8 protein-coding genes are annotated in these 14,032 nt (G+C 75.2%); 6 read left to right on the forward strand and 2 right to left on the reverse strand.

What is annotated here, in order from left to right; all coding sequences use genetic code 11:
• Nucleotides 1-22 precede the first annotated feature (22 nt).
• Both ACGF13_RS24895 and ACGF13_RS24900 read right to left on the reverse strand, forming a co-directional pair.
• Entirely contained in the window at nucleotides 23-586 is a 564-nt protein-coding gene (locus tag ACGF13_RS24895) for a DUF4291 domain-containing protein (RefSeq protein ID WP_392878649.1), read from the reverse strand.
• Between the two features lie 535 nt (nucleotides 587-1,121).
• Nucleotides 1,122-1,877 (reverse strand): tyrosine-protein phosphatase, encoded by a 756-nt coding sequence (locus ACGF13_RS24900; protein WP_392878651.1) that lies wholly within the window; start codon nucleotides 1,875-1,877, stop codon nucleotides 1,122-1,124.
• A gap of 394 nt (nucleotides 1,878-2,271) precedes the next feature.
• On the opposite strand from ACGF13_RS24900, the gene ACGF13_RS24905 reads away from it, so the two are divergent.
• From ACGF13_RS24905 to ACGF13_RS24930, 6 genes are all read left to right on the forward strand, one after another.
• Nucleotides 2,272-3,387 carry a PucR family transcriptional regulator gene (locus ACGF13_RS24905; protein ID WP_392878654.1) on the forward strand — a complete coding sequence of 372 codons (1,116 nt, stop codon included), beginning with the start codon at nucleotides 2,272-2,274 and terminating at the stop codon, nucleotides 3,385-3,387.
• A gap of 323 nt (nucleotides 3,388-3,710) precedes the next feature.
• Entirely contained in the window at nucleotides 3,711-4,484 is a 774-nt protein-coding gene (locus tag ACGF13_RS24910; RefSeq protein WP_392878655.1) for a hypothetical protein, read from the forward strand.
• Nucleotides 4,485-4,597: 113 nt separating this feature from the next.
• Nucleotides 4,598-6,628, forward strand: coding sequence for a flotillin family protein (locus ACGF13_RS24915; protein ID WP_392878657.1), 2,031 nt, complete (start codon nucleotides 4,598-4,600; stop codon nucleotides 6,626-6,628).
• Nucleotides 6,629-6,764: 136 nt separating this feature from the next.
• The gene (locus tag ACGF13_RS24920) at nucleotides 6,765-11,537 is read left to right on the forward strand and encodes a DNA repair ATPase (RefSeq protein ID WP_392878659.1); all 4,773 of its coding nucleotides are present in this window, start codon (nucleotides 6,765-6,767) and stop codon (nucleotides 11,535-11,537) included.
• Between the two features lie 151 nt (nucleotides 11,538-11,688).
• Nucleotides 11,689-12,543, forward strand: coding sequence for a class I SAM-dependent methyltransferase (locus tag ACGF13_RS24925; protein WP_392878660.1), 855 nt, complete (start codon nucleotides 11,689-11,691; stop codon nucleotides 12,541-12,543).
• A gap of 7 nt (nucleotides 12,544-12,550) precedes the next feature.
• Nucleotides 12,551-13,645, forward strand: coding sequence for an aromatic ring-hydroxylating dioxygenase subunit alpha (locus ACGF13_RS24930; RefSeq protein WP_392878662.1), 1,095 nt, complete (start codon nucleotides 12,551-12,553; stop codon nucleotides 13,643-13,645).
• The last annotated feature ends 387 nt before the right edge of the window (nucleotides 13,646-14,032 follow it).

Here is a 14,032-nt window from a genome sequence, read left to right on the forward strand (position 1 = left end):
CTTGGCCAAGGCCGAGCCGCCCTCAGCCCAGGCCGAGCCGCCGCGCGGTCGCGGCGGGCAACCGGTACGGGCGCTCGGGCGGCAGCAGCCGCTGCGCCTTCGCCGCCTGTCCGCCGTGGACCAGCGCGGCGATCCGCCGCACCTGTGGGGTGAGGTCGGTGAGCCCGACGACCCACTCCTCGGCGTAGGCGCGGATCAGCCCACGGCCGATGCCCACCTGGATGCTGTAGTGGTTCAGCGCCGCCCCGCGCAGCGACCGCTCCGGGTCCCACTGCACGTGGACCTCGGCGCGGGCCACCTCGTCCGGGTGCGCGGTGGTCAGGACGGCGCGGGCGAGCGCCTCCTCCCAGCCCTCCCGGGTGATCCGGACGGCCAGCACCCTGGTCTGGCCGGACTTCTGCGCCCAGTTGCTGCGGTGCATCAGCCAGCGGAACGAGGGCTTGATCCACGTCATCCGGTGGAAGCCGAACGGCGCCACGAACCGGCCCGCCGCCAGCGCCGCGTCGGCGACGGCCGGCGGGTAGGCCTGGTAGAGCACGATCGTCCGCTCGTCGTGGTCGGCGCGGATCTCCCGCAGCACGGTCATCCCCCGGCACCCCCTTCGCCTCGCCGGCCCCTCCCCCGGCACGCTGCCAGCGCGGGGCGGGGCGGCACAACGGGATTACGGGGCGGCATGGGAGGCTGCCGGGCGGTACGGGGCGCGCTGCCGCGCGATGGGGACCGCCAGCGGGCGCTACGGCAGGCCCTGGGCGCCGATCAGCCCGTGCCCGGCTCCGGGGAGGGCCCGCCGGAGCGGGAGAACGGCGTCGGAGAGGCCCCCGAGGTCCGCCGTCCTCAGCACCCGGCCGGTCCGCACCCGGGCCGACTGCCGCTGGGCCCCATTCGGGCCGTCCGGGGCGTCCGGGTCGTCCCCGACAAGCCGACCGCCGGCCCCTCCAGTTCCTGCCCGTCCCGCTCCCGGCGCCGCCGCGGCTCCCGGTCGGCCGGTTCCGCGGCGTGCGCGTCGAGCGGCGCCCGCAGCCGCGGCCGTGCCGCTCGACGGCGACGGTGGGCACGGGGACCGGAAACCACATCGCGCGCCCGCCGACGTACGGCTCGGCAGGCAGCGGCGAGCCCTCGGCTCAGGCGGCGGCCGCCTTGGCGCGGAAGGCGCCGAGGGTGGCGGCCGGGACGCCGCAGCCGGGGAGGAAGGACGCGGCGCCGCCGTGGTGGGTGCGGACGCGGTCGAGGAACACCGACATGGCCTCGGCCGGGGCCTCCAGGAGGGGCGCGGGGATGGTGAGGTTGCGGCCCTGGGAGTCGGTGACGCGGGAGGTGGTGTGGTTGTTGAGGGCGGTGCGGTGGCGCTCGGCGAGGCCGGCGAAGATCTGCGGGAGGGCGTCGGCGGTGCGGGTGTAGTCCGCGACGATGTGCTCGGCGGGGACGTCGAGGAGGTCCAGCAGCAGGGCGGTCAGCAGTCCGGTGCGGTCCTTGCCGGCGGCGCAGTGCAGCAGGACGGCGCCGGGGCGGACGGTGGCGTCGACGGCGGCGGCCACCGCGTCGGGCGCGGACTCGGCCAGCAGGACGTAGAAGTCGCCCAGGTCGGCGGCCGTGGCCATGGTGCTCATCCGCGCGGTGAGGGCGTCGGTGGCGGGGTTCACCGGGGCGGCGACGACGGCTATGCCGGCGGCCTCGGCGGCGGCCCAGTCGGCGGGGTCGGTCTCCCGCGGGTCCCGCAGGTCCACGATGGTGCGGATGTCGCAGCCGCGCAGCTGGGTGACGGTGGCCTCGTCGGCGGCCGGGAACGGCTGGGCGGAGCGGTACAGCACACCGGGACGGACCCGCCGGCCCTCGGGGTCGCCGAGGGTGGCGGCGTCGCGGAAGTTGACCAGGGACATGCGGGGCCTTTCGGTGGGGCCGCACCCGGGCTCTGGACGGGGCTCCGGAGACGGGGGCTCCGGAGACGGGGGCTCCGGAGGCGGGGGCTCCGGAGGCGGCACGGCGGCGACGTCTGGATGTGTAACCCCTCCGGGGGCCGCCCGGCAAGCCCGGACCGGTACATCCCTCCATCCCACCCCCGTAGGCGGGCCACGGCGACCCGGCGCCGTACGGGCTGCGGCGGATCGGCGGCGGATCGACGGCGGTGGCGCGCGCTCCGGCCGGGCCGTCCGGGACCGTTCGCCCGGGCCGCCCACGACCGGCCGCGGGGGCCGCCGCAGCCGTCCCGACCTGGGGCGTCCCTGATAAGTTCAGCGCCGAAACACCAGGCCGTACGGGGGATGGCAGGACACGGTGATCGAGGGTAACGACCACGACATACCCACCGAGCTGGCCGAGGTCTACCTCGTCCTGCTCGCCGACGTCTCCAGAACCGGCCGGCTGCTGCGCCGCGAGGAGCTGGAGCGCCTGCGCAAGCTGGGCGAGCACTGCGCGGAGGCCGGGTACGGGCTGCGCGAGGTGGTCGCGCACTGCCTGGCCGCGGCCCGGCGGGCCTGGCAGACCCTGCCCGGGACGACCGCCGCGAGCAGCGTCACCGAGCTGCGCCGGATGGGCGACGCGGTGCTCGGCGCCACCGACGCCGGGCTGGCCGCGCTGGGCGAGGGCCACGAGCGGGCGCAGCGCCTGGCCGTCCGCCAGGAGGAGGCGGCGCGGCGGGAGTTCATCGACGACCTGCTGTTCGGCCGCAGTGACCTCGGACTGCTCGCGGAGCGCGCGGAGCGCTTCGGGCTGCGGCTGGCGGGTGCGTACACGGTGGCCGTCGCGGTGGGCGACGAGCCGTTCGCGGACGTGCATCCACTGGTGCACCGGGTGGAGCGGGAGCTGAGCGGGCGGTTCGGCGAGCGGGACGTGCTGCTGGCCAGCAAGGACGGCCGGCTGGTCTGCATCGCCCCCGACGCCGAGCGGGCCGTACTGGAGGCCTTCGCCGAGCTGGCGCTGCGCCCCGGGCCGGGCTACCGGCCGGTGCGCCGGGTGGCGACCGGCCGCCGGCACTCGGGGCCCAGCGGGGTGCCCCGCAGCTACGAGGAGGCGCTGGACGCACTGGACTACGCGCACCGGCTGGACCTGCCGGCCCGGCAGCTGCGGGCCGAGGAACTGCTGGTCTTCCCGGTGCTGATGCGCGACCGGGCCGCCATGGCCGACCTGGTGCGCAGCGTGCTCGGCCCGCTGACCGAGGCGCGTGGCGGCGCCCGGCCGCTGCTGGACACCATCGTGGTGCACGCGGAGGCGGCGTACGTGAACGCGGAGGCGGCCCGCCGGCTGGGCCTGAGCGTGCGCACCCTGGGCTACCGGCTGGAGCGGATCAAGACGCTCACCGGGTACGACCCGGCGGACGCGCTCCAGCGCTTCACCCTGGAGACAGCGGCCATGGGGGCGCGGCTGCTGAACTGGCCGGAACGACCGCTGTAGTTCCGGCGCGGTCCGAAGACTACGGCTGTAGTACCACCCACTACGGTTGCAGTGTCGCTCACTACGGTTGCAGTCCCGCCGTCCTGCGGCACCGCCACCGCGGTTGCGGTACCGCCAGCCAAACCCGCGGGGGCCCGTTGCGGCCGTCCGACGGTCGTCCTGTTGCCCGGTTGTTGCAGTGTCACGCGGGCCGTGCGTACCAGGGTGTCAAGAGGGCGTAAAGATTGCCGGATCCTGGCAATGTGCGGCCGCGCCCGGCACTGCCATGATCTCCCCGGCGCCGAAGCGCGGTGCCGTCGGAAGGGCGGGGGAGGGCGGCCGGGATGGGGGGATTCTTCGCGGCCGCGCTGGCCTTTCCGACGGCGCTGTTCAGCTTCGCGCTGGTGGTGGTGGTCGGGTACTGGCTGCTGATGCTGTTCGGCGGTCTGGTGCCCGGCGCCGTGCACGGGGGGCACGGCGGCGGGCACCACGTGGACGTCGGGCACGCGGGGCACCACCTGGGTGCCGGGCACGGGGGACACGCCGGACACGTCGCGGACGCCGGTCACGGTGGGCACGGTCACGGTGGGCGCGGTGCCGGGGGGCACGATGCCGGGGGGCACGATGCCGACGGGGGATCCGACCGGAGCGGCTCCGGACACCACGCGGGCGTGCTGGACAGGCTGGGGCTGGGCGGGGTGCCCGTGACGGTGGCGGTGTCGCTGCTGGTCGCGCTCGCCTGGTTCGTCAGCCTGGCCGGCACCGTCCTCACCTCGGGGGCACCGGCGCGCGGCGGCGTGTTCGTCGTCGCGCTGGTCGCCTCCTGGGCGGGAACCCGGGCGCTCGTCCGGCCGCTGTCGCGGCTGTTCCCGCAGGACCGGCCGGCCACCCGGGGGGACTTCGTCGGCCGGGTCTGCGTGATCCGGACCGGCCGGGTGACTGCCGACTTCGGGCAGGCCGAGGTCACCGCGGAGGACGGCTCCACCGCGACCGTCCAGGTCCGCACGGCGGAGCCCGAACCGGCCCTGACGGCCGGGCGGACCGCCCTGATCTTCGACTACGACGCCGAGGGCGAGCACTTCCTGGTGGCGCCCTTCGATCCGCCGTCCGTCACCTGACGCCTCACCGGTTCACCCTCCCCCTTCACCCCCCTTCACCTCCGCCTTCAACGCACCTCTCTTCTTTTTTCTTCTCTTCGCACCAACTCGCCATCTCGTCAAAGGACTCCGTGATGGACACCATCGCCGTGGGTTTCGGCGTGCTCGTCGCCGTCGTGCTGCTCATCCTGCTCGCCATGCTGCTGTTCGTGGGCCGCCTGTTCCAGAAGGTCGAGCAGGGCAAGGCACTGATCGTCTCCCGGACGAAGAAGGTGGATGTGACCTTCACCGGCGCGATCGTCCTCCCGGTGCTCCACAAGGCCGAGTTGATGGACATCACCGCCAAGACGGTGGAGATCCACCGGGCCGGCCGGGACGGCCTGATCTGCCGCGACAACATCCGCGCGGACATCCGGATCTCGTTCTTCGTCCGGGTCAACAAGACCGTCGAGGACGTCATCAAGGTCGCGCAGTCGATCGGCACCGCCCGGGCCAGCGACCCGCAGGCGATCCAGGAGTTCTTCGCGGTCAAGTTCGCCGAGGCGCTCAAGACCGTCGGCAAGCAGCTGGACTTCACCGACCTGTACACCCACCGGCACGAGTTCCGGGACCAGATCATCGCGGTCATCGGCACCGACCTCAACGGCTACACCCTTGAGGACGCGGCCATCGACCACCTGGAACAGACCCCGATGAGCCAGCTGGACTCCGACAACATCCTGGACGCCCAGGGCATCCGCAAGATCACCGAACTGACCGCGATCGAGCACGTGCGCACCAACGAGTACCAGCGCAACGAGCAGAAGGAGATCACCCGGCAGAACGTGGACGCCCGGGAGGCCGTCCTGGAGCTGGAGCGCCGGCAGGCCGACGCCGAGATCCGCCAGCGCCGCGAGATCGAGACCCTGCGGGCCAAGGAGGACGCGGTGATCGCCCGGGTGCAGGAGGAGGAGCGGCTCAACGCCCAGACCGCCTTCCTGCGCACCGAGGAGCTGCTCGGGGTGCAGCGGGAGAACCAGGCCCGCGAGGTCGCGGTGGCGCAGAAGAACCGCGAGCGGGTGATCGCGGTGGAGAACGAGCGGATCGAGAAGGACCGTCTGCTGGAGGTCGTCGGCCGCGAGCGGGAGACCGAACTGGCCACGATCGCCAAGGCGAAGGAGGTCGAGTCCGCCAAGCGCGAGGTCGCCGACGTGGTCCGCGAGCGGGTCGCGGTGGACCGCACCGTCGCCGAGCAGGAGGAGGCCGTCAAGACCCTGCGCGCCACCGAGGAGGCCGAGCGCGTCCGCAAGGCCGTGGTGATCCAGGCCGAGGCCGAGGCGCAGGAGAAGCTCGTCAAGGACATCAAGGCCGCCGAGGCCGCCGAGCAGGCCGCCGCGCACAAGGCCCGCGAGGCGCTGGTGATGGCCGAGGCCCGACAGCAGGCCGCCGAGCTGGACGCGGCCGCCAAGATCCGGATGGCCGAGGGCGTCCGGGCGGAGGCCGCCGCCGAGGGGCTGGCCCGGGTCCAGGTCCGCGAGCAGGAGGCCGCGGCGGTGGAGAAGGTCGGCCGCGCCGAGGCCGTCGTCCAGGCCGAGAAGGCGAAGGCCGCCGCGCTGGAGATCGGCGGGAAGCTGAAGGCCGAGGCCGAGGGCCTGACCGAGAAGGCCGCGGCGATGGCCAAGCTGGACGAGGCCTCGCGCGGGCACGAGGAGTACCGCCTGCGGCTGGCCGCCGAGAAGGACGTCCGGCTGGCCGGGCTGGACGCCCAGCGGCAGATCGCCGAGGCCCAGGCGGCGCTGGTCGCGGCCGGGCTGGAGAAGGCGAAGATCGACATCGTCGGCGGGGACTCGGTGTTCTTCGACCGGCTGGTGCAGTCGGTGACGGCCGGCAAGAGCGTGGACGCCTTCGTCGGCCACTCGCAGACCGCGCAGACCCTGGCCGGCCCCTGGCTGGACGGGCGGGCGAGCTTCACCGAGGACCTCACCCGGGTGCTCTCCTCGGTCTCCACGGCGGACGTGCAGAACCTGACGGTGTCCGCCCTGCTGATGAAGCTGATCGGCTCCGGGGCCGGTGACCAGGCCGGTCAGCTGCGCCAACTGCTCGACTCGGCACGGAAGCTGGGCGTCGCGGAGACCCCGATCGGGGCACTGGCCGGCGGCCTCGCCGCGGCCAACGGCTCCAAGTGACCGGCCGAGCGGCCACGTCAGCCGACCCACCCGAGCCGAGCGGCTCACCCGGGCCGACCGTTTCGCCCGAGCCGACCGTCTCAGCCGAGCCGACCGACTCACCCGACTCAACCCGCTTCAACCGAGGAACGTGACCGTGACCGTGGACGCCCTCGACGCCCGGCTCGACGCCGGCACCTACGAGGTCCTGCGTGACCGGCTCGCCCGAGCCGCCGCCGAACTCGCCGACCGGGCCCAGGCGTTGAACGCCCGCCGGGTCGCCGAGTTCGGCGGCGGGGAGCTGCGGCTGGCCGGCACCGGGCGGCTCACCACCGCCCGGGCCTGCCTGCCGCAGGACCTCACCGCCGCCGGCGGGCAGCTGCTGCTCGGCACCCGCCCGGCCCAACCCGCCGACGGCGACGAGGACTTCACCGACGTCCTCGGCCTGCACCACCCGGACCTCTCCCCCGCGCCCGCCGAGGGCACCCTGCTGGACGACCCCCGGCTGCGCCAGGACCTCGCCGACCTGCGCCGCTACTTCCGCGACGCCCGGCTGGAGCGGCTGCGCCCGGTGGACGGCCGGCTGCTCGCCGTCTTCCGCACCGGCCCGGCCGCCACCGACGTCCGGGTGCTGCGCTGGCGCCTGGACGGCGGCCTCACCGAGGGCGCCCGGCCGTCCTACCTGGACGGGCGCGGCGAGCGCGACCACACCCCCGCCGACGGCCGGCAGCTGCCCTGGACCGCGCTCACCCGGGACGACCAGCTGCCCGCCGGCCCGGGCCGCCCGCCCCGCGCCGACCTGGCCGGCGAGCTGCTGGTCGGCGTCGACGGCGGCCGACTGACCATCACCACCCCGGACGGCCGGGAGTTGCACCGCGAGCCGCTCGCCGAGGCCCTCCAGACCCTCGCCGACGCCCGGATCGCCCATGCCCGGATCGGCACCCTGCTGCTGGTGCGCGTGCGCCCGTACCAGGAGGAGACCGAGCGGCACCTGGTGGTCCACCTGCCCACCGGCACCGTCACCCGGATCGACGCGCTCGGCCAGGCCTGCCTGCGGCTGCCCGCCGACCAGGGCGTCGCCTTCCCCGGCGGCTGCCACCTGGTGGACGGCACCGTGCGCACCTTCGACCAGCCGGTCGACGGCCTGGTGTACGAGCGCACCGTCCTGTCGCCCAACGGCGAGGACGTGCTGTACGAGTTCCGCTCCCCCGTCGACGGCCGCGCCCTGCTCCAGCCGTACAACAGCGTCCGCCAGGAGGCCGCCGCCCCGCTGCCGTGCCAGGGCTACGCGCTGCTCGCCGACGGCACCCTGATCGCCCTGCGCCCGGCCGAGGACGGGCCGAGCCGGCTGCACACCGTCCAGCTCTGGCAGACCCCGTTCACCAGCGAGCGCTTCGCCGCCGAACAGCCGTCCGGCAGCGGCCCGTTGGCCCGGATCGGCAACGCCGACCTGGTCCGCGGCCTGGCCGACTGCCTGGCCCTGGCCCGGCTGGCCGCGGCCGGCGCCGACACCCCGGCCGGCCACCAGGCCGTCCTCGCCGCCTGCACCCGCACCGCCGACCGGCACCACTGGCTCGGCCAGAGCGGCCTCGGCGACCTCGCCGCGCCGCTCGCCGAGATCCGCGACACCGCCCGGCAGGTCGTCGCCGAGTACGAGGCCGTCGCCCAGCTCACCGCGCACGCCGCCCGGCGGACCGACGAGGCCGCCGAGCACGTCGAGGGCCTGCTGCGCACCGCCCGCGGCGAGACGCTGGCCGACGCCGCCGAGTGGGTCGACCGGCTGGCCGCTCTGCGTCGCGCCCAGGGGCGCGTCGAGGCGCTGCGCGAGCTGCCGCGCGCCGACGTCCAGCGGATCGACGCGCTCGCCGCGCACCTCGCCGAGGGGCTGGCCGAGGCCGCCGACCGCGCCGTCGTCCAACTCGCCGAACCGACCGCCTTCGAGCCGCACCGGCGTCGGGCCGGCGAACTAGCCGAGCGCTGCTCCGCCATCGCCACCGCCGCCGAGGCCGAGCCGCTGGGGCTCGAACTCGGCTCCCAGAGCGAGGCGTTGCAGACCGTCTCGGAGCTGGTCGGCACCCTCGACCTGGCCGACGCCACCACCCGCACCGCGATCCTCGACCGGCTCGCCGACGTCCTCGGCCTGCTCAACCGGGCCCGGTCCGTGCTGACCGTGCGCCGCCGCGAGCTGCGCACCCGCGAGGCCGCCGCCGAGTTCGCCGCCGAGACCGCCCTGCTCGGCCAGGCCACCACCGCCGCGCTCGCCGCCGCCGACACCCCCGAGGCCTGCGACGAGCAGCTCGGTCGACTGCTGCTGCGGATCGAGCAGTTGGAGACCCGCTTCGCCGACGCCGCCCCGGCCCTCGGCGAGCAGCTCACCGCCCGGCGCACCGAGATCCACGACGCGCTCACCGCCCGCCGCCAGCACCTGCTGGAGGAGCGGGCCCGGCGCGCCGACCGGCTGGCCGCCTCCGCCGAACGCATCCTCGACACCCTGCACCGCCGACTGGCCGCACTGGACTCCGCCGAGGAGATCGAGGCGGCCTTCGCCGCCGACCCGACGGCCGTCAAACTACGCGACCTCGCAGGGCAGTTGACCGCACTCGGCGACCGGGTCCGGGCCGAGGAGCTGGCCGGCCGGCTGCGCGCCGCCCGCGGCCGCGCCCACCGGGCCCTGCGCGACCGCGCCGAACTCGCCGGAGACGGCCCCGGCACCCTGCGACTGGGCCGGCACCTGTTCGCCGTCACCACCCAGCGGCCCGAACTCGCCCTGGTGCCCTGGCGCGGGCGCCCAGCCTTCACCCTCACCGGCACCGACTACCGCTCCCCCGTCACCGACCCGGCCTTCGCCGCCACCGAGCGGTACTGGGACCGCCCACTGCCCTCGGAGACCCCGCGGCTGTACCGCGCCGAGTACCTCGCGGCGAGCCTGCTGTCGGCCGCCGAGGCCGGGTCGCCGCCCGCGGACGGCGACCTGCTGGAGTACGTCCGGCGGGCCGCCGAGCAACGCCCGGACGAGGGCTACCAGCGCGGCGTGCACGACCACGACGCCGCGCTGCTGCTCCGCGCCCTGCTCCGGCTCGACGCCGAGGCCGGACTGCTGCGCCACCCGGCGGCCGCCCGGGCGGCCGCGCAGCTGTACTGGGCCCACGGCACCGACGAACGGCAGCGGCTGCTCTGGCACACCCGGGCCCGCTCGCTGGGCCTCGCCCGGGACGCCTTCGGCGACGCCCCGGCGGCGGCCGCGCTGGACGCGCTGGCCTCGCTCGCCGACGAACTCACCGCCGCCGTCGCCGACTTCGCCCCGGGAGCGGAGCCCGCCGGGCCCTACCTGGTGGCCGAACTGGCCGCCGCCGCACCCAGCTTCGCCCACTCGGCGGGCGCCGCCACACTGCTCGACAAGTTCCGCGCCGCCCCCGAGTCGGCCGGCCTCACCGAGGCGCTGGCCGCACTGCCCGAGGAGCCCGCGCTGCTGCCCGTGCGGCGCCAACTCGCCACCACCTGGCTGGAGTCCGGATCCTCCGACGCCGATCCGGCCGACCTCGCCGAGGCCGCCGCCGCGCTGCTCTGCCCGTCCCTGCCGCGCCGGCCCACCGAGGGGGCCGTGGGCGCCCGGGTCACCGGGCTGCTCGGCGACCACCCGCGAGTCACGGGCGGGGCGCTCGACCTGCGCCTGGACGAACTACTCGCCCGGGTAGCGGAGTTCGAGCAGGTCGAGATGCCCGGCTACCGGGCCTACCAGCGGCTGCGCGGCGACCTGCTGGCCGCCGAGCACGCCCGGCTGCGGCTCGACCAGTACCGGCCCGCCCCGCTCAACGGCTTCGTCCGCAACCGGCTCATCGACCAGGTGTACCTGCCGCTGGTCGGCGACAACCTCGCCAAGCAGCTCGGCACCGCCGAGTCCGGCGGGCCGGTCGACCGCAGCGGCCTGCTGCTGCTGGTCTCCCCGCCCGGCTACGGCAAGACCACCCTGGTCGAGTACCTCGCCGAGCGGCTCGGCCTGCTGCTGGTCTCCGTCAGCGGCCCCGCGCTCGGCCACCGGGTCACCTCGCTGGACCCGACCGAGGCCCCCGACGCCACCTCCCGGCGCGAGCTCGAGAAGCTCAGCTTCGCCCTGCACGCGGGCGACAACGTGCTGCTCTACCTGGACGACGTCCAGCACACCTCGCCCGAGTTCCTCCAGCGCTTCATCCCGCTGTGCGACGCCCAGCGCCGGATCGACGGCGTCTGGGACGGCGAGGCCCGCGAGTGGGACCTGCGCGGCAAGCGCTTCGCCGTGGTCATGGCCGCCAACCCGTACACCGAGTCCGGCCGCCTCTTCCGGCTGCCCGACATGCTCGCCAACCGCGCCGACGTGTGGAACCTGGGCGACGCCGTCGCCGGACGCGAGGACCTCTTCGCACTCAGCTTCGTCGAGAACGCCCTGCCCGCCAACCCCCACCTCGCCCCGCTCGCCACCGCCGAGCGCACCGACCTGGACACCCTGCTCGCCCGCGCCTGCGGCCTGCCCGGCGGCACCCTGGCCGGCGCCTGGCCCGCCGCCGAGGCCGAGCGGATGACCGCCGTCCTGGCCGGCCTGCTCCACCTGCGCTCCACCGTCCTGGCCGTCAACCGCGCCTACCTCGCCTCCGCCGCCCAGGACGACCGCGCCCGCACCGAGCCCCCCTTCCTCCTCCAGGGCTCCTACCGCAACATGGCCAAGCTCGCCCAACGCCTCGACCCCGCCCTCACCCGCCCCGAACTCGACGCCCTCCTCGCCGACCACTACCGCGCCGAGGCCCAGCCCCTGGGCGCCGACGCCGAGGCCCAACTCCTCAAGCTGGCCGAGCTCCGGGGCGTCCTCACCGAGGAACAGGAGGCCCGCTGGGCGCAGCTGAAGCGCTCCTGGCGGTCACGTCCGGACACGGGTGCCATCCACAAGTTCGAGCCATAGGTCGAGGCTTGGCGCTTCGCGCTTGAACAGTCGGGGCGATCTGACCGATCTTTCGCGAGCCATCTTCATCACATGACCACATGATTCCCTCCATCGGGGAGTCCGCCCCTGTCGTCGGATAGCGAGGCCGCTGGGCGGGTAGCCAGGTGCCATGGGTGCTGAGGGGCTCGATCTGGCCGGGCTGCGCAGGGTGTACGGGCGGGCGGGGAGTCGGTGGTTCTACACCCGGGTGGCGCGCAACGCGCGGCACTGGGGGTGGACGGAGCCGGGGCAGTCGAAGTGGCGGCTGTGGCGGGCGCAGCGGCAGTTGCAGGACGTGCTGGGGCGCAAGCTGGCGCTGCCCGCGGGGGCGCGGGTGCTGGACGCCGGGTGCGGGGCCGGCGTGGTGGCGCGGGCGATGGCGGTGCGGTTCGGGCTGGAGGTGACCGGGGTCGACGTCCTGGACTTCCACCTCGCCGAGGCCCGCCGGCTCAGCGCGCGGGCGCGGACGGGCGGGCGGACGGCGTTCCGCTTCGGGGACTTCCATCGGCTCCCGTTCGGCGACGGGGAGTTCGACGGCGTGTACTCGATGGAGACGCTGGTCCACTCCTACGACCCGTCCCGGGCGCTGGCCGAGCTCCACCGGGTGCTGCGCCCGGGCGGCCGGCTGGTGCTGCTCGGCCCGATGAGCACCGGCCCGCTGGAGGAACTGGAGCCTGCGGCAAGGGCGTTGATCGAGCCGTTCCTGGACGCGATGACGATGATCGGCGCCAGGATCTACCACGCCGGCAACCTCCCCCGGCTGCTCGCCGGGGCCGGGTTCGAGGTCGAGGAGGCACTGGACGCGACGCCGCACTACCTGCCGACCTCGGAGGCGGTGCACGCGTACTTCCGGCTGCCGTGGGAGCTGGTGCGGCGCTTCGGCGATCCCGCCAAGTGGATCAATCTCCGCTCCACGGTGGAGATGTACGCCGTGCGCGAGCACGTCGCCTGGTACGTTCACACGGCTGTCAAGCCATCGAGGTGAACTCCGCATGGACGAGCACGCCGTCCCGTTGCCGTACCCCACCGGCTGGTTCTGCGTCGGCCGGGCCCGGGACCTGCCGCCCGGGCGGGTGCGCACCGTCCGGCTGATGGGCGAGGACGTGGTGCTGTACCGGACGCGCCGGGGCGCGGTCCGCGCGGTCGGCCCGCACTGCCCTCACCTGGGCGCGCACTTCGGGGCGGGCGGGACGGTCCGGGGCGAGGAGCTGGTCTGCCCGTTCCACGGTTTCGCGTTCGGCCCGGACGGCTCGTGCACCGGTTCGCCGGACGGCGTCCGGTTCCGGGCCTCGCTGGCGCGGCGCGACCTGTGCGAGCGGGACGGCGCGTTGTTCGTCTGGTGCGACCCTGACGGCGGCCCTGACGGCGGGCTGAACGGCGGACCGGACGGTGGCCGGGACACCGGTTCGCCCACCTGGGAGCTGCCGCCGGCTCTCGGGGTGCGGCCGCTGGCGTGGTGGAGCGGAGAGGTGGCCTCCCACCCCCAGGAGGTGATGGAGAACAGCGTCGACTTCCGGCACGTGCGGGTGCTGCACGGCCTGGACACCCGGGAGACCGCCCCGCCGGAGGTGGCCGGCCCGCTGTTCACCGTCCACCAGCGCACCACCACCCGGTTCCCGGGGCTGGGCGCGGTGAACCTGGAGCAGCCGGTGACGCTCGCCGGGCTCGGGATGAGCCGGCTGGAGGTGGAACTGCCGCAGGTGGGCGGCACCTTGTGGGTGTGGGTGCTGCCGACGCCAATCGCGCCGTGGCGGACCAGGGTGCGGTTCGCGGTGACCGCCACGGTGCCGGTGCCGGGGGTCGGCGCGGCGCGGGCCGTCGACCGGGCTGCTTCCTGGGCGGCGCTGCGGGCCTCGGTGCGGATCATCAAGCAGGACCGGCCGGTGCTGGCCCACAAGCGGTACCTGGCGCAGCCCCGGCTCGTGCCCGGGGAGCGTTCGATCGGGCTGTTCCGCCGCTGGGCGCGGCAGTTCTATCCGGGGTTCCACCCCGAGCCCGCCGCCGGGGTCCTCCGCTCCGAACTCCAGGGCGAACCCCAGGCCGGACCTTCGAACGGTCTCCGGCCCGAGCCGGACACCGCCGGCTGAGCCCTGGCCGGGGCGGCCAGGGACTCCCAGACCGGATCGGGCAGTCCGGGGACGGCTCGCCCCTCCGCCTGCCAGCGCCGGGCCAGCTCGGCGTAGATGGGCGCCTCCGGTACCTCCGGTGCATCGGGTGCGTCCGGTGCATCGGGTGCGTCCGGCCCGTCGGGGGCGTCGGGCACCTCCGGCGCCCGCGACACCTGCGACACCTGCGACACCTCCGCCCCCTGCGGGACCTCCGGCGGCCGGTCCGGGGCGCCGCGCAGGATCGTTTCCTCACCCGGTTGCCACTCCGGCCCCGGCAGCCGCCCAAAACCACTCACGCTCAACCAACGCCCCCGGCCGTACCGGGTCACGCTCCCGTCAACCCGGCGCGACGCAGGTCAGCCCTCT

Origin of the sequence: Kitasatospora sp. NPDC048286 (assembly GCF_043201735.1) — a bacterium.
GTDB lineage: Bacteria > Actinomycetota > Actinomycetes > Streptomycetales > Streptomycetaceae > Kitasatospora.

Excerpts from the sequence above, each read along its gene's own strand:
- ACGF13_RS24915 (WP_392878657.1), top strand. The coding sequence starts at position 4,598 with ATGGACACCATCGCCGTGGGTTTCGGCGTGCTCGTCGCCGTCGTGCTG.
- ACGF13_RS24910 (WP_392878655.1), top strand. The coding sequence starts at position 3,711 with ATGGGGGGATTCTTCGCGGCCGCGCTGGCCTTTCCGACGGCGCTGTTC.
- ACGF13_RS24930 (WP_392878662.1), top strand. The coding sequence starts at position 12,551 with ATGGACGAGCACGCCGTCCCGTTGCCGTACCCCACCGGCTGGTTCTGC.
- ACGF13_RS24900 (WP_392878651.1), bottom strand. The coding sequence starts at position 1,877 with ATGTCCCTGGTCAACTTCCGCGACGCCGCCACCCTCGGCGACCCCGAG.
- ACGF13_RS24925 (WP_392878660.1), top strand. The coding sequence starts at position 11,689 with ATGGGTGCTGAGGGGCTCGATCTGGCCGGGCTGCGCAGGGTGTACGGG.
- ACGF13_RS24895 (WP_392878649.1), bottom strand. The coding sequence starts at position 586 with ATGACCGTGCTGCGGGAGATCCGCGCCGACCACGACGAGCGGACGATC.